Origin of the sequence: Enterobacter sp. PTB (assembly GCF_051130085.1) — a bacterium.
Lineage (GTDB): Bacteria > Pseudomonadota > Gammaproteobacteria > Enterobacterales > Enterobacteriaceae > Enterobacter > Enterobacter ludwigii.
In genome coordinates, this window is the sequence record NZ_JBDKEE010000012.1 from 21,359 (window position 1) to 37,550 (window position 16,192).

At 55.7% G+C, this 16,192-nt stretch carries 12 protein-coding genes and 3 tRNA genes; 11 read left to right on the forward strand and 4 right to left on the reverse strand.

Annotated features, from left to right (window positions below):
• Positions 1 to 86 precede the first annotated feature (86 nt).
• On the forward strand, positions 87 to 1,586 hold the full coding sequence (yjeM, locus tag AAIR21_RS15625) for a glutamate/gamma-aminobutyrate family transporter YjeM (protein WP_059306488.1): 1,500 nt from the start codon (positions 87 to 89) through the stop codon (positions 1,584 to 1,586).
• Between the two features lie 39 nt (positions 1,587 to 1,625).
• On the opposite strand, the gene mscM is transcribed toward yjeM, so the two are convergent.
• The 3 genes from mscM to rsgA form a co-directional block, all read right to left on the reverse strand.
• Positions 1,626 to 4,949 (reverse strand): miniconductance mechanosensitive channel MscM, encoded by a 3,324-nt coding sequence (gene mscM, locus AAIR21_RS15630; RefSeq protein WP_183516824.1) that lies wholly within the window; start codon positions 4,947 to 4,949, stop codon positions 1,626 to 1,628.
• A 19-nt stretch (positions 4,950 to 4,968) separates the two neighbouring features.
• The gene (asd, locus tag AAIR21_RS15635) at positions 4,969 to 5,937 is read right to left on the reverse strand and encodes an archaetidylserine decarboxylase (RefSeq protein ID WP_020882952.1); all 969 of its coding nucleotides are present in this window, start codon (positions 5,935 to 5,937) and stop codon (positions 4,969 to 4,971) included.
• Positions 5,938 to 6,034: 97 nt separating this feature from the next.
• Entirely contained in the window at positions 6,035 to 7,087 is a 1,053-nt protein-coding gene (gene rsgA / locus AAIR21_RS15640; RefSeq protein ID WP_020882951.1) for a small ribosomal subunit biogenesis GTPase RsgA, read from the reverse strand.
• A 107-nt stretch (positions 7,088 to 7,194) separates the two neighbouring features.
• Between rsgA and orn the strand changes: the two genes are divergently transcribed.
• The 4 genes from orn (at position 7,195) to AAIR21_RS15660 (ending at position 8,255) form a co-directional block, all read left to right on the forward strand.
• The gene (gene orn / locus AAIR21_RS15645) at positions 7,195 to 7,740 is read left to right on the forward strand and encodes an oligoribonuclease (protein ID WP_013095280.1); all 546 of its coding nucleotides are present in this window, start codon (positions 7,195 to 7,197) and stop codon (positions 7,738 to 7,740) included.
• Positions 7,741 to 7,955: 215 nt separating this feature from the next.
• Positions 7,956 to 8,031: transfer RNA gene (locus tag AAIR21_RS15650), tRNA-Gly, on the forward strand.
• A gap of 36 nt (positions 8,032 to 8,067) precedes the next feature.
• A tRNA-Gly gene (locus tag AAIR21_RS15655) sits at positions 8,068 to 8,143 on the forward strand.
• A gap of 36 nt (positions 8,144 to 8,179) precedes the next feature.
• Positions 8,180 to 8,255, forward strand: a tRNA-Gly gene (locus AAIR21_RS15660).
• A gap of 269 nt (positions 8,256 to 8,524) precedes the next feature.
• Here AAIR21_RS15660 and queG read toward each other — a convergent pair.
• On the reverse strand, positions 8,525 to 9,664 hold the full coding sequence (gene queG, locus AAIR21_RS15665) for a tRNA epoxyqueuosine(34) reductase QueG (RefSeq protein WP_183516822.1): 1,140 nt from the start codon (positions 9,662 to 9,664) through the stop codon (positions 8,525 to 8,527).
• Here queG and nnr point away from each other — a divergent pair.
• The 6 genes from nnr to hfq all read left to right on the forward strand — a co-directional run bounded on the left by nnr (position 9,663) and on the right by hfq (position 16,188).
• Positions 9,663 to 11,186 (forward strand): bifunctional ADP-dependent NAD(P)H-hydrate dehydratase/NAD(P)H-hydrate epimerase, encoded by a 1,524-nt coding sequence (gene nnr, locus AAIR21_RS15670; protein WP_183516821.1) that lies wholly within the window; start codon positions 9,663 to 9,665, stop codon positions 11,184 to 11,186. The two genes, queG and nnr, sit on opposite strands and share 2 nt — an antisense overlap.
• The gene (gene tsaE, locus AAIR21_RS15675; RefSeq protein ID WP_020882947.1) at positions 11,179 to 11,640 is read left to right on the forward strand and encodes a tRNA (adenosine(37)-N6)-threonylcarbamoyltransferase complex ATPase subunit type 1 TsaE; all 462 of its coding nucleotides are present in this window, start codon (positions 11,179 to 11,181) and stop codon (positions 11,638 to 11,640) included. Before nnr ends, tsaE begins: the two co-directional genes overlap by 8 nt.
• A gap of 16 nt (positions 11,641 to 11,656) precedes the next feature.
• Positions 11,657 to 12,994 carry an N-acetylmuramoyl-L-alanine amidase AmiB gene (gene amiB, locus AAIR21_RS15680; RefSeq protein WP_014168308.1) on the forward strand — a complete coding sequence of 446 codons (1,338 nt, stop codon included), beginning with the start codon at positions 11,657 to 11,659 and terminating at the stop codon, positions 12,992 to 12,994.
• 9 nt (positions 12,995 to 13,003) lie between these two features.
• Positions 13,004 to 14,848, forward strand: coding sequence for a DNA mismatch repair endonuclease MutL (mutL, locus tag AAIR21_RS15685; protein ID WP_025206257.1), 1,845 nt, complete (start codon positions 13,004 to 13,006; stop codon positions 14,846 to 14,848).
• Positions 14,841 to 15,791 (forward strand): tRNA (adenosine(37)-N6)-dimethylallyltransferase MiaA, encoded by a 951-nt coding sequence (miaA, locus tag AAIR21_RS15690; RefSeq protein WP_014168310.1) that lies wholly within the window; start codon positions 14,841 to 14,843, stop codon positions 15,789 to 15,791. Before mutL ends, miaA begins: the two co-directional genes overlap by 8 nt.
• Positions 15,792 to 15,876: 85 nt before the next feature.
• Positions 15,877 to 16,188: an RNA chaperone Hfq gene (gene hfq, locus AAIR21_RS15695; RefSeq protein ID WP_014168311.1), complete on the forward strand. Its 312-nt coding sequence runs from the start codon at positions 15,877 to 15,879 to the stop codon at positions 16,186 to 16,188.
• Positions 16,189 to 16,192: the final 4 nt, after the last annotated feature.

Here is a 16,192-nt window from a genome sequence, read left to right on the forward strand (position 1 = left end):
TTTTTCTTAATTTGCCCCTAATAACCACAATATTAGTCTGGTCTTCTGCTACCATCCGCGCAGTTTAACTTCCTTTGGATGGCGCTATGTCTCAGTCACTTAAAAAGATGACCCTCACCGGGCTCATCCTGATGATTTTTACCTCCGTCTTTGGCTTTGCCAACAGCCCGTCGGCTTTCTATCTGATGGGCTACAGCGCAACGCCGTTCTACATCGTCTCGGCCCTGTTTTTCTTCATACCGTTTGCGCTGATGATGGCGGAAATGGGGGCGGCTTACCGCAAAGAAGAGGGCGGAATCTATTCCTGGATGAACAACAGCATCGGCCCGCGCTACGCGTTTATCGGCACGTTTATGTGGTTCTCCTCGTATGTGGTCTGGATGGTCAGTACGGCGGCCAAGGTCTGGGTACCGTTTTCGACGTTTGTTTTCGGCAGCGATCACACTCAGGTCTGGTCTTTGGCCGGTCTGAGCTCCACGCAGGTGGTCGGGATTCTGGCCGTCTGCTGGATGGTGGTTGTAACGCTGGTGGCGTCTAAGGGCATCAACAAAATTGCCCGCATTACCGCCGTGGGCGGGATCTCGGTGATGTGCCTGAACCTGGTGCTGCTGGTGGTCAGCATTGCCATTCTGTGCCTGAACGGCGGACACTTTGCTCAGGAGGTGAACTTCGTTTCCTCGCCCAACCCGAGCTATCAGTCCGGGCTCGCTATGCTCTCCTTTGTGGTGTTTGCCATTTTTGCGTACGGCGGTATTGAGGCGGTGGGCGGTCTGGTCGACAAGACCGAGAACCCGGAAAAGAACTTTGCGAAAGGCATTATTTTTGCCGCGATAGTTATCTCCATTGGTTATTCACTGGCAATTTTCCTCTGGGGCGTCAGCACCAACTGGCAGCAGGTACTCAGCAACAACACCACTAACCTGGGCAACATTACCTATGTGCTGATGAAAAGCCTGGGGATGACGCTGGGACAAGCGATGAATCTGACACCGGAAGCGGCGGCAACGATGGGCGTCTGGTTTGCACGCATCACCGGCTTGTCCATGTTCCTTGCCTATACCGGCGCGTTTTTCACGCTGATTTACTCTCCGTTGAAAGCGATAATTCAGGGCACGCCAAAAGCGCTGTGGCCTGCACGCATGACGCAACTGAATACCGCAGGTATGCCCGCCAACGCCATGTGGATGCAGTGCCTGCTGGTCAGCGTGTTCATTTTGCTGGTGTCGTTTGGTGGGGATACCGCGTCAGCGTTTTATAACAAGCTGACCCTGATGGCGAACGTGTCGATGACGCTGCCTTATCTCTTTCTGAGCCTGGCCTTCCCGTTCTTTAAGGCGAAGCAGGATCTTGAGCGTCCGTTTGTGATTTTCAAAACGCGCGCCGCCACGCTGCTGGCAACCACGGTGGTGGTGCTGGTAGTGGCATTCGCCAACATCTTTACCGTTATTCAGCCAGTGATTGAGGCGAGTGACTGGAGTAGCGCACTGTGGATGGTGGGCGGCCCAGTCTTCTTCTCACTTCTGGCGATGGGGATTTATGAGAATTACCGCCGACGTTCTGTGGCGTTGCTGACGGAAGTGGCGTAGCGGTTAAACATTCCCCTCCCGGAAGGGAGGGGAGAAGGGTTACAGACTTCCTGCCGGGCGTGTGCGCGCCGCTGACGTTAACGTTCTTCCCGTTTTACGCCCGTCCAGGCTTTCCAGACGCATCTGGAACGGTGGGAACGGCATATCAATGCCGTGCTCACGGAACCCTGCCAGAATCAGCTGGTGGATCTCATGACGCAGTGGCATACGGTGTCCCATTTCGGCGGCGTAAATACGCAGTTCGAAAATCTGGATCCCCTGTTGTAAATCCACCAGGAACACTTCCGGCGCCGGGTTGTCGATCACAAATGAACAGCGCTCCGCGGCGGTGTAGAGGATCTGAGTGACCTCTTCGCTATTGGCATCCGACGGCGCAGGTACCGTCAGCACCACACGCGTGACGGAGTCTGACAGCGACCAGTTGATAAACTGCTCGGTAATAAACGCCTTGTTCGGCACGATGATCTCTTTACGGTCCCAGTCGCTGATCGTGGTGGCGCGCGTGTTGATCCTGGTGATGCTGCCGGTCAAGTCGCGGATCGTTACCGTATCGCCAATACGAATCGGTTTTTCGAACAGAATAATCAGGCCAGAGATAAAGTTGGCGAAGATCTCCTGTAAGCCAAACCCTAACCCCACACCAAGTGCCGCCACCAGCCACTGCAGTTTCGACCATTCAATGCCAATCATTGAGAAGCCGACCAGCCCGCCAAATAGCATGATCAGATATTTGGTGATGGTGGTAATTGCGTATCCCGTCCCCGGGGTTAAATCGAGATGCTGCAGCAGGGCCAGCTCCAGCAGCGCCGGGAAGTTACGCACCAGCTGGGTGGTGATGATCAACACCAGAATGGCAATCAACACCGCGCCTAAGGTAATCGGCTCCAGGCTCTCCACACCTTGTACCGTGGACGTTACGTCCCACAGGGAGATGTTTTCCAGGAAGCCAAACGCGGAGTGAATTTCCGACCACAGGAAGATCACCGACAGCAGGGCAATCAGCATCAGGATGGAGCGTACCAGTCGCAGGGATTGGGTACTGATGGCATCCAGATCCAGCTCGACTTCGTCAGCTTCCGTCGTGCCTTCTGTGCTGTTGACATGGTTTGGCTCTTCCTCGCCACGCGCACGCTGGGCGAGGATCTCTGCCCGCCGGTGCTTGGCACGGTCGAATGCCAGACGGCGGCGCTGGATCAGCATCCAGCGGCGTATCACGTGATACACCACCAGAAGCAGGAACCAAATCGCCACCGAGGTTTCAAGCCTCGCCAGCAGCGCCTTGGCGGTCGCCAGGTAACCCACCGTCGCTGCCAGCATGGCAATCAGCGGTGCGCTCAGCAGCAGGTTCCAGAGCAGCCGGTTGAACATGTTGTCGCCGTTACCGGATTTATCCAGATAGAGCGGAATACCGGCGCGTTTCAGGCTGAGCGTGACAATTGCCAGCGCCCCGCATATCAGCATAAAGCAGAGGCGGCCCAGCGACCCTGAGAATTCCCGGTCGTTGAGTTTATCGAACATGATCAGCGCCATAATCAGCGGCACAATCAGTCCGATGCTCATCAGGTAGTAACGCATGGCGCGTGCAACGCGATTACGCGGCCAGCCGAAGTGAGCGATGAACAAACCGTTGGGCCGCGCGAACGTGGCGCAAATCATTACCACCCACAGCAGTGGCACCGTGGCAGTGACGCCATCGCCAATGGCCACCGCGAGCGGGTAGGGCCAGGCTTCCCGCAGGCCATATCCAAGCGTCATCCACAGGACCGGTAGCGGTGAGGCGACGAGAATCGACCAGAAGACGGTGCGTAACGTCAGCCAGAAGTGATCCTGCGTAACTTTCCCCACCCGGGCGCTGGAGCGTTCCAGGAATCGGGTGAAATACCGGCGCGAGTAAATGCTGAAGCCCACCAGAATCAGCGCGGCCAGCAGCGGGAAAATGGTCTCTTTACTGGTGAGCATCATCACGCTGGCCTGGCCCAGCTGGCTGAAGGTATCCAGCGAAATAAGGCGGCGCAGATCCTGGACAATCTCAATCGGCCACGAGAAGGTCATCGGCCGCACGTCGGAGGTCCAGAAGAGATAACGGTGCGTTGCCTCATTCACCTCTTTCAGCGCATCTTCCAGTTGGCTATTAGAGACCTTGAGCTTGGTCAGTTCCAGAATCAGCGTATCCCCGCCCTGGAGCAGGGAGTTCAGCAGTTCACGCTGGGTACGCAACTGGGCTTCCAGAATGCGGTTCTGCTCGCTGGTCAGCGGCTGTCCGTCAGCCTGACGGATCTGGCGGATTTGCGGCTGTTTGTTGAGCAGATCCTCAAAGTGCAGTCGCTGCACGCGCAGCTGAGCCATTTCGGTATCCAGCTGCTGCGGTTTGGGCATTTCCGGCAGGCGTGAGACCTGCGCGCGTAACGCTTCACCCAGCAGGTTTGATGACCCTAGCCACTGGGACTGCTCACGCAACGTGTTAAGCGCCTGGCGGACCTGCAGGGTTTGATTGGTAGCCTGACGCTGTTGCGAGGCCACCAGATCCATACGCTGCGCCTGTTGGTTCAGCGCCGCAGAGAGCTCGCGGTTGACCTTAAACTGCTCAACGATGCCGCTGGGCAGGTTCGCGCTGTTTTCCGCCAGCAGTTCGGTGCTTTCAAGCGCACGCTCGGCTTCGCGCTGCCGCTGGCTGTTAAGCTGATTACGCAGGGCCTGCAGATATGCATCCAGCTGTTCGCTCTGCTTCTGCGCCAGCTCAGAGCGCATCCGCGACAGCTCCTGGCGGTTATTGGCGGAGAGCTGCGCCAGCTCCAGTTCATCGACAAGGGCTTTGAGGCGAGCAGATTCGGCCTGCAGTCCCAGATTCTGCGCCTGCGCTTGCGGCGTGTTGCCGCTTTGCGTGCCAACGCGACGCTCAACTTCATTAAGCTGGCGGCGGGCATCGGTTTGCTGCTGGGGAAGCTGGCTGAGCGAGTCGGCAATTTCACGCGCCCGTTCCTGCTCCTGCTGAGACAGACGGCTCTTTTCCAGAAGCTGGCTGCTGACCTGGAGGATCTCCTGATTCAGCGCATCAGAAGACATGTCCGCCGGTATATCGCGCGGTTCATCACGCAGATTACTGAGCTGCGAGCGCAGCGTTTGCGAGAGTTTCGGGAAGTTGTCGATAACCTGCTGATATTGCTGCGCGCGCTCAAGGGAGCCTTTTCGCTCCGCAAGCGCGTTCAGGGCGGACTGGAGCGACTCAACGGTCTCTGGCTGAGCGGGTTTTGCCGCTTTTGCCTGCTCCAGTTCCTGGGTTATCTGTTTTGCGTCGGGGGCTGTCGCTGCGTACGCCCCCATGCTGAGGCACCAGGCCATCAGTAGAACGATAATCGGGCGCACGTCAGCGATCCTTCTGTTATTAGCCTTCGTCTTTTTTGTCGTCAACCAGCGGGCTGGCGTCGTGCTCGGCGTCGATCTCTTCTTGGGACAACGGTGCAGGTTCTGCCACCGGCGTTACGAAGGTTTCGGTAGAGACGGCCAGCGGCTGACCCAGTTTGGTGACCGACAGGCTTTCAAGCTGTTCGGCCAGCTTAACTTTACCCGGTGCAAACAGGTTGATAACGGTTGAGCCCAGCTTGAAGCGACCCATCTCCTGACCTTTCAGCAGGGCGACAGAGCCTTCTTCTTCACCGGCAGGCCAGGTCCAGCGCTTGATCACGCCTTCACGTGGTGGGGTGATGGTGCCAGCCCAGACGGTTTCAATGCTGCCGACAATGGTCGCGCCCACCAGAATCTGCGCCATAGGGCCGAATTCAGTATCAAACAGGCAGATGACGCGTTCGTTACGGGCGAACAGGTTAGGTACGTTCTGCGCCGTGAGGTGGTTCACGGAGAACAGATCGCCCGGAACGTAGATCATTTCACGCAGGATGCCGTTGCACGGCATGTGCACGCGGTGATAGTCGCGCGGTGAGAGATAGGTGGTCGCGAAGGTCCCGTTACGGAACAGATCCGCCATCAGGTAGTTACCTGCCAGCAACGCTTCCAGGCTGTAGTTATGGCCTTTCGCCTGCAGAATTTTGTCGTCTTCGATGTGACCCAGTTGGCTAATCACGCCATCTGCAGGCATCACCAGCACATTAGGGTCCGTATTCAGCGGGCGCACGTCGTCGCGCAGTGGGCGGACGAAAAACTCGTTGAAGGTGCGGTAGCTGGCGGTATCCGGCTTCTGCGCCTCTTTCATGTCGACCTTGTAGTATTTTACGAAAAGGTCGATGACCAGTTTGGTCAGCCAGCCCGCTCGTTTGCTCGCGCCCCAGCCCGCCAGGCGAGTGAGCCACAGTTTCGGCAGAATGTATTGAAGCGAAAGTTTAAATGAGTTTAACAAGGTAGCCTCCAGGCCATTGTTTTGTCGTTCCTGATCCGGCCGCAAAGCGCCGGAACCTGAAAAAAGGGGACGATTTTAGCGATGCTTAGCTTAGTTGTCAGTTATCAGAATCAGAAAAGTTTTTACGCGTTTTTACCTGATCCATGCTCTCGAGAATGCGGTGGTAGTTTTCAAAGCGGGTCTCCGCTATTTCGCCTTTCTCGACTGCTTCACGGATAGCGCAGCCCGGGTCATTGTCATGTTTACAGTCGCGGTATTTGCAAGCGCCTAAATAATCATGGAATTCGACAAATCCGTTGAAGATTTGTTCCGGCTCAAGGTGCCACAAACCGAATTCACGCACGCCCGGGGAGTCAATGACATCGCCGCCGTGCGGGAAGTGATACAGGCGTGACGCGGTTGTGGTGTGCTGGCCCAGGCCAGAAACATCAGACACATCGTTGGTCACGATCTCTTGCTGGAGGCCGAGAAGGTTGTTCAGCAGGCTTGATTTGCCCACACCGGACTGTCCCGCAAAGATGCTGATGCGATCGGTAAGCGCCTCTTCAAGCGGTTTCAGACCATCTTTGGTATAGCTGGAAACCATCAGAACGCGATACCCGATGTTACGGTAGATATCCATCTGCTCGTTGACGAAGTTCATACCGTCTTCATCGAGCAGATCGATTTTGTTGAGTACGATGATCGGTTCAACCTGCAGCGTTTCACAGGCGACAAGGTATCGGTCGATAATATTGAGCGAAAGTTCGGGCAAAATCGCCGAGACGATAACGATCTGGTTAATGTTAGCTGCGATAGGTTTAACCCCGTCGTAGAAATCGGGACGGGTCAGTACCGACGTACGCGCGTGGACCGCCTCAACGATGCCTTTTACCGTGACGCCTTCCGCCGCTTCTTTACCCGGGCGCCAGACCACGCGATCGCCGGTCACCAGAGAACGAATCGTCCGGCGGATGTTGCAGCGGTGAATCTCACCGTTGGCGGATTCCACGTCGGCGTGCATACCGAAACGGCTGATGACGATGCCTTCCATCGGTTCGCCAAACAGGTTGTCGTCGTAATCGACCTTCTCCGAAGTGGTTTTAAGACGGCGCTGGTGATTGGCATTCACACGGCGCTGCTGCCCTTTGGAGAGTTTATTTTTACTCAATCGCGCTGGCTCCTGGTCGCCCGTAAGGGGCAAAACCTCTATGATACACTCTAATTAATACTAGTTAACCTGCTACAGCCGGTTATGCGAGAAGGGTGGAAAATAACATGAGCGCGGATGAAAACAACCTGATTTGGATCGATCTTGAAATGACCGGGCTGGATCCCGAGCGCGATCGCATTATTGAGATTGCAACCCTGGTGACCGATGCCAACCTGAATATTCTGGCGGAAGGGCCGACTATCGCGGTTCATCAGTCCGACGACCAGCTTGCGTTAATGGATGAGTGGAACGTGCGCACCCACACGGGGAGCGGGCTGGTGGAGCGCGTTAAGGCTAGCACCATGGGCGATCGCGAGGCGGAGCTGGCAACGCTTGAGTTTCTGAAACAGTGGGTTCCGGCGGGCAAATCACCTATCTGCGGTAACAGCATCGGTCAGGATCGCCGTTTTCTGTTTAAGTACATGCCGGAGCTGGAATCTTACTTCCATTACCGCTATCTGGATGTGAGCACCCTGAAAGAGCTGGCGCGTCGCTGGAAACCGGAAATCCTGGATGGCTTTAAAAAGCAGGGAACGCATCAGGCCATGGACGATATCCGTGAGTCCGTGGCCGAACTGGCGTATTATCGCGAGAACTTTATTAAGCTGTAATTCAGGCGGTTGCCGGGGGCGTTGCGCGTTACCCGGCCTACAGAACGCATGAATGGTGTAAAAACGTGCAAAGCGATGAATATTCCATCACTTGAACTGAATTTCACAAAAAACGCTTTTAGGGGGGTTGCAGCTAAACGGATTTCTCGTATAATGCGCCTCCCGTAACGACAGAGAAATACACGTTACGACAGCAACAAAAGCAGTGCAAATTTGCGGGAATAGCTCAGTTGGTAGAGCACGACCTTGCCAAGGTCGGGGTCGCGAGTTCGAGTCTCGTTTCCCGCTCCAAAATTTGAAGGTGCTTCTAAAGCACAGACCACCCAAGCGGGAATAGCTCAGTTGGTAGAGCACGACCTTGCCAAGGTCGGGGTCGCGAGTTCGAGTCTCGTTTCCCGCTCCAAAATTTGAAAGTGCTTCCACAGCACGGACCACCCAAGCGGGAATAGCTCAGTTGGTAGAGCACGACCTTGCCAAGGTCGGGGTCGCGAGTTCGAGTCTCGTTTCCCGCTCCAAATTCTTATCATCTCCAGATTATCCACAGCGGAATGCTTCGTTGGGGACATTTTCTATTGCATCTGAAATACTCTTGTGAACAGAGTTATCCACAGAAGCCCTACTCAGTTACAGACCAGAAGAAAATTAGCAGGGTGAATAATATCTTCTTAAAATACTGAATTTAATGAAGTAAATTTCATTTCAAAATGTTATTTAGATCACTTGACCTCATTGCCAGCCCCGATGGCGCTTGAGTTTTTATTTTTATTCACAGGCTGTGAATATATCAAGCATCCCGTACAAGCCCTTTTTCAATCACTCTCACCAGCCGTTGTTTCTTCGGCAGCTGCACCTCGACAACGCAGGCATTACGCTTCTCGATTTGCTGCGCAATCGCCCATTCTATGTGTTCATCAAGAAGTGGGTGCTCACCTCTGCGACTTTCGAGCGCCTGAATATTGGCTTCATCCCAGGGCGCATTGCCCAGCGCAACGGCGACATTTCGTAACCAGCGCAGATGCCCAATACGCCGAATGGCGGATCCTTCGGTGACTTTCAGGAACCAGTCCTCACTCCAGGCGAAGAGCTCGATAAGCTGAGGCGCATGAAGCGCTTTACGAGGACTGAAATCGTCTTCATCCGTAAGCTGCGAGTAACGATTCCAGGGGCAGATCAGCTGGCAGTCATCGCAGCCGTAGATACGGTTCCCGATAAGCGGACGGAATTCTTCCGGTATCGCCCCTTCGAGTTCAATGGTGAGATAGGAGATGCAGCGGCGCGCATCCACCGTATAAGGCTCAACGATGGCACCCGTCGGGCAAATGGTCATGCAGGCCACGCAGCGCCCGCAACCTTCCTCTACCGGACCATCTACCGGCAGCGGCAAATCTATGAGCAGTTCACCGAGGAAAAAGAACGATCCGGCGTCGCGGCTAAGGATAAGTGAGTGCTTACCTGTCCAGCCAAGCCCGGCTTTTTCTGCTATCGGGCGCTCAAGAACAGGCGCAGAGTCTACAAACGGTCTAAAATTCACCGACACACAGTGCTGCTGAATAGTTTCCCCGAGTTTTTTTAAACGGTTACGCAGAAGCTTATGGTAATCACGGCCCAGGGCATACCGGCTTACGTAACCGAGAGCGGGATTTTTTAACGTGCGAGCAAACGCCGCGTTGGCGGGCAGGTAGTTCATGCGTACGCTGATGACGCGTAATGTACCGGGTAACAGCTCGTGTGGGCGGGCACGCATCATGCCATGACGCGCCATCCACTCCATTTCGCCATGGTATTGTTTATCCAGCCATGCCTGCAGTTTCGGCTCGCTGGCGGAAAGGTCGGTATCGGTGATACCGACCTTCTGGAAGCCAAGCTCAGCACCCCACTGTTTAATTTTTTGCGCTAATTCATTGAGATCGAGGGGCTGTGACATGACGGACCATACTGTGAAGAAAAACCCCGAAAGTATACCACATTCCATCTGGCATGCGGATGACCTCCGGCACGCCGAAAAAGAGGCCGCAGATAGCCTCGGCATTACCCTGTATGAACTGATGCAACGCGCGGGTGAAGCGGCGTTTAACGTTGCCTGCACGGCTCACCCTGAATCGTCGCATTGGCTGATTTTATGCGGACACGGCAATAACGGCGGTGACGGTTATGTCGTCGCCCGCCTGGCGGTTGCCGCCGGGATCCACGTGACGTTGCTGGCGCTGGAGAGCGATAAACCGCTACCAGAAGAGGCCAGTGCGGCGCGGGAAGCCTGGCTGAACGCGGGCGGTGTTATTCATGCCACCGATATCGTCTGGCCGGAAGAGATTGATGTGATTATTGATGGCCTGCTGGGCACCGGACTACGCAGTGCGCCGCGCGACCCGGTTGCCACCCTGATTGCACGTGCCAATGCCCACAGCGCGCCGGTGGTGGCCCTGGATATACCTTCTGGACTGATGGCGCAAACCGGCACGACGCCGGGCGCGGTGATTCAGGCCGCGCACACCGTTGCCTTTATCGCCCTGAAACCGGGGCTGCTTACCGGTAAAGCACGGGATGTCACGGGAACGTTGCACCATAACGCACTGGGGCTGGAGAGCTGGCTTGCCGGACAGGAAACCCACGTTTCGCGCGTTGATGCTTCGCTGCTGGCACAGTGGCTACCGCCGCGCCGCCCGACGTCCCATAAAGGCGATCACGGCAGGCTGGTGATCATTGGAGGTGACCACGGTACGGCGGGGGCTATCCGCATGACGGGGGAAGCGGCATTGCGTTGCGGTGCCGGTTTAGTGCGGGTGCTGACGCGCATCGAAAATAGTGCGCCAATTATTACGGCCCGTCCGGAGCTGATGGTGCATGAATTGACGCCGCAGTCGCTTGAAGAGAGTCTCGAATGGGCGGATGTCGTGGTCATTGGCCCGGGGCTTGGGCAGCAGGCCTGGGGGAAACAGGCCCTGCAGAAGGTCGAGAATTTTCGTAAACCGATGCTGTGGGATGCCGACGCGCTGAACCTTCTGGCAATCAATCCTGATAAGCGTCACAATCGCATTCTGACGCCGCACCCCGGCGAAGCCGCGCGCCTGCTTAACTGCAGCGTGGCAGAAATTGAAAGCGATCGCTTACTTTCTGCCCGGCGTCTGGTAAAACGTTACGGAGGTGTTGCCGTTCTGAAAGGGGCAGGAACCGTTGTCGCCAGCGACGAGGCGCTGGGCATTGTCGATGCCGGAAATGCGGGCATGGCGAGCGGCGGAATGGGCGATGTGCTTTCCGGCATCATTGGCGCATTGCTTGGACAGAAACTTCCCCTTTATGATGCAGCCTGCGCTGGCTGCGTGGCCCATGGTGTCGCGGCGGATAAGCTGGCGGCACGTTACGGTACACGCGGAATGCTGGCCACCGATCTTTTTTGCACGCTACGGCGTGTTGTTAACCCGGATGTGATTGACGTAGAAAATGACTAATCGAGCGATTTCTTTACCTGATGAACAAGCCACTTTAGATCTTGGCAAACGCGTGGCACAGGCCTGTCAGGGGGCAACCGTCATTTATCTGTATGGTGATTTAGGTGCGGGTAAAACCACCTTCAGCCGGGGTTTTCTGCAGGCGTTAGGCCATAAAGGCAATGTGAAAAGCCCAACCTACACGCTGGTAGAGCCGTACACCCTTGAAAATCTCATGGTGTACCACTTTGATTTATACCGCCTTGCGGATCCCGAGGAGCTGGAATTTATGGGGATCCGTGATTATTTTGCCAATGATGCCATCTGCCTGGTGGAGTGGCCGCAACAAGGTGCGGGTGTGTTGCCTGACCCGGATGTCGAAATTCACTTAGATTACCAGGCACAAGGGCGTGAGGCACGCATCAGTGCTGTTTCCTCATCAGGTAGTTCCTTACTGGCGCGTCTGGCCGGTTAAGCGTAGGGATGACGGGATGATTAGTCGCGTTAAAGGTTGGTTATTGGCTGCCACGGTGCTGCTGTGCGCGCAGGCCGGGGCGGCAAGCCTGTCGGATATTCAGGTGTCGAACGGCGAAAGCCAGGCCAGGATCACGTTCAGCTTTATGGGCGATCCGGAATATGCTTTTTCACAGCCAGACAGCCACAGCGTGGCGCTGGATATCAAACAAACCGGGGTTATCCAGGGGTTACCGCTCCAGTTCAGCGGCAATAATCTGGTTAAAAGCATTCGTTCCGGCTCGCCAAAAGATAGCCAGTCATTGCGTCTGGTGGTCGACCTAACCGAAAAGGGTAAAACCAGAGCGGTTAAGCAGCAAAACGGTGCGAATTATACGGTGGTCTTTACCATCAACGCTGACGCCCCTCCGCCGCCTCCGCCTCCACCGGTGGTGGCGAAACGCGTGGAAGAGCCGGTTTATACCCCGCGCCCATCTGAACCGGCACGTAATCCGTTTAAAACGGACAGCGACCGCATTACCAGCGTTACCAGCAGCAATACCGTGACGCGGCCGGCGGCCAGCGCACGTCGCGCGGTCAGCGGTGATAAAGTGATTATCGCCATTGATGCGGGGCACGGCGGTCAGGATCCCGGCGCAATTGGCCCGGGCGGTACGCGGGAGAAAAATGTCACCATCGCGGTTGCCCGTAAGCTGCGGACGCTGTTAAACGACGATCCTATGTTTAAAGGCGTGCTGACGCGCGACGGCGATTACTTTATCTCGGTGATGGGCCGCTCGGATGTGGCACGTAAGCAAAATGCCAATTTCCTGGTGTCCATTCATGCGGATGCCGCGCCAAACCGTAACGCCACGGGAGCCTCAGTGTGGGTGCTGTCAAACCGTCGGGCGAACAGTGAAATGGCAAACTGGCTTGAAGAGCACGAGAAACAGTCCGAACTGTTAGGTGGGGCGGGTGATGTGCTGGCAAACAGCCAGGCCGATCCGTATCTCAGCCAGGCGGTGCTGGATTTACAATTCGGTCATTCCCAGCGCGTCGGGTATGATGTCGCCACAAATGTATTGAATCAGCTGCAGGGCATCGGGTCATTGCACAAGCGCCGTCCGGAGCATGCGAGCCTGGGCGTTCTGCGATCGCCGGATATTCCATCGATTCTGGTGGAAACAGGCTTTATCAGTAATAACGCTGAAGAACGCCTGCTGGGCAGCGACAGCTATCAGCAGCAAATTGCCGAAGCGATCTATAACGGTCTGCGTAAATACTTTGATGCGCATCCGCTGCAGTCCGCGCCACAGGGCGGTGCCGCCCAGACGGCCAGCGCAGCGCAGCCAGGTGAGATGACCGCGACCAACTAAGGAGAATTCATGCCGATTCAGGTTCTACCGCCGCAGCTCGCGAACCAAATCGCCGCCGGTGAGGTGGTGGAGCGCCCTGCATCGGTGGTGAAGGAGCTGGTAGAAAACAGCCTTGATGCGGGGGCCACCCGCATTGATATTGATATCGAACGCGGCGGCGCAAAGCTGATTCGCATTCGTGACAACGGCTGTGGAATTAAAAAAGACGAGCTGGCGTTAGCGCTGGCGCGTCATGCCACCAGTAAAATTGCCTCTCTTGATGACCTGGAAGCGATCATTAGCCTCGGTTTTCGCGGGGAAGCGCTGGCCAGTATCAGCTCCGTTTCCCGTCTCACGCTCACCTCCCGTACCGCTGAACAGCAGGAAGCCTGGCAGGCGTACGCCGAAGGGCGTGATATGGACGTGACGATTAAACCAGCGGCGCACCCGGTCGGTACGACGCTGGAAGTGCTGGATCTGTTTTATAACACCCCCGCCCGACGCAAGTTTATGCGTACCGAAAAAACCGAGTTTGGGCATATCGATGAGATCATTCGTCGCATTGCCCTGGCGCGGTTTGACGTGACCATTAACCTTAGCCATAACGGCAAAGTCATGCGCCAGTACCGCGCCGTGGCGGAAGGTGGGCAAAAAGAGCGCCGCTTGGGCGCTATCTGCGGCGTACCGTTTCTCGAGCACGCGCTGGCCATTGAGTGGCAGCATGGCGATTTGGCCATGCGCGGCTGGGTGGCTGACCCCAACGCGAGCAGCGCCGCCTTCGCTGAGATCCAGTATTGCTACGTGAACGGCCGCATGATGCGTGACCGCCTCATCAACCACGCCATTCGTCAGGCCTGTGAAGATAAACTGGGTGCAGATCAGCAACCGGCGTTTGTGCTCTATCTAGAAATCGATCCACACCAGGTGGACGTTAACGTCCATCCTGCCAAGCATGAAGTGCGGTTCCACCAGTCACGTCTGGTGCATGATTTTATCTATCAGGGCGTGCTGAGCGTATTGCAACAGCAGGCTGAACCGACGCTGCCGTTGGAAAAAGAAGAACCCGCCCCGCGCGCGTTTCCGGAAAACCGTGTTGCAGCGGGCCGGAACCATTTTGCTGAACCTGCCGTGGCGCGTGAGCCGGATGCCCCGCGTTTCTCTGCTGCGGGTAGCACACCGCGCCCAACGGGAGCGAACTATCCAAACGCCCAGCCTGGCTATCAAAAACAGCAGGGAGCGTTGTACCGCAAATTGCTGGAAACCCCCGCGGTGGAGCGCAAAGCGCCTGTCGCGGTGCCAGCGCCTTCGCTGGATGGCCACAGCCAGAGTTTTGGCCGGGTTCTGACGATTATTGCCCCGGATATGGCGCTGCTGGAGCGCGAAGGCCACGTGATGCTTCTGGCATTGCCGGTGGCGGAACGCTGGCTTAAACAAGTGCAGCTTACTCCGGGTGAAAACGCGGCCTGTGCACAACCGCTGCTGATCCCCGTTCGGCTAAAAATATCCCCTGAAGAAACAGGGGTACTGCGTCGCGCAGAGGCCCTGTTGGCGCAGATGGGCATTGAAATGGTGCTCGAACCACAACATGTGACCATTCGCGCAGTGCCTTTACCCTTACGCCAACAAAATTTACAAAACTTGATTCCTGAACTGATAGGCTACCTGGCGCAGCAAACGTCGTTTGATGCCGCCAACACCGCGCAGTGGATCGCCCGCCATCTGGCAAGCGAACATGCGCCGTGGAGTATGGCGCAGGCCATTAGCGTGCTGGCGGAGGTTGAACGCCTTTGTCCGCATCTGGTGAAGACACCGCCAGGTGGGTTATTACAACCTGTTGATTTACAAACGGCGATGAATGCCCTGAAACATGATTGACGTAAGCAAGGCGAGCCTGCCAAAGGCGATTTTTTTAATGGGCCCCACGGCCTCCGGCAAAACGGCACTGGCCATTGAGTTGCGTAAAGTTTTGCCTGTAGAGTTGATTAGTGTCGATTCTGCCCTTATCTACCGAGGGATGGACATCGGCACGGCGAAGCCTGACGCAGACGAACTGCGTGCGGCACCGCATCGTTTGCTGGATATTCTCGACCCGGCTCAGGCATACTCCGCAGCGGATTTCCGCCGTGATGCGTTAGCCGAGATGGCCGAGATAACGGCGGCGGGACGTATACCGCTGTTGGTTGGCGGAACCATGCTTTATTTCAAGGCGTTGCTGGAGGGGCTTTCACCTCTGCCATCAGCGGATCCGGAAGTAAGAGCAAAAATTGAGCAGCAGGCGGCAGAGCAGGGATGGGACGTTTTGCATAAGCAACTGGCCGAGATTGACCCGGTTGCCGCAGCACGGATCCATCCAAATGATCCGCAAAGGCTTTCCCGGGCACTGGAAGTTTTTTTCATTTCGGGTAAAACTTTAACGGAACTGACGCAAACGTCAGGAGACGCTCTGCCGTATCAGGTGCATCAGTTCGCCATCGCCCCGGCGAGCCGTGAACTGCTCCATCAACGAATTGAGCAGCGTTTTCATCAGATGTTAGCTTCAGATTTTGAAGCAGAAGTGCGGGCGCTATTTGCCCGTGGAGATTTGCATACGGATATGCCTTCCGTTCGTTGTGTGGGATACCGCCAGATGTGGTCATATCTTGAAGGCGAGATTTCATATGATGAAATGGTTTATCGAGGTGTTTGCGCCACGAGACAGTTAGCGAAGCGCCAGATCACCTGGTTGCGCGGTTGGGACGGTGTTCACTGGTTAGACAGTGAAAAACCGCAACAGGCGTTAAACGAAGTGATTGAGGTTGTTGGTGATATCGCTCACTGAATGTGTACAATTGAGTCGTATCGTGCGCAATTTTTCAGAATCGCAAGGTTCTAAGTACAAAACAAGCATATAAGGAAAAGATAGAATGGCTAAGGGGCAATCTTTACAAGATCCGTTCCTGAACGCATTGCGTCGGGAACGTGTTCCAGTTTCTATTTATTTGGTGAATGGTATTAAGCTGCAAGGTCAGATTGAATCTTTCGATCAGTTCGTGATCCTGTTGAAAAACACGGTCAGTCAGATGGTCTATAAGCACGCTATTTCTACAGTTGTTCCGTCTCGTCCGGTATCCCATCACAGCAATAACACTGGCGGCGGCACGGGTAGTAACTACCATCATGGCAGCAGCGCGCAGGGTTCTTCTTCTCCTGCGCAGGACAGCGAAGATACCGAATAAGGTT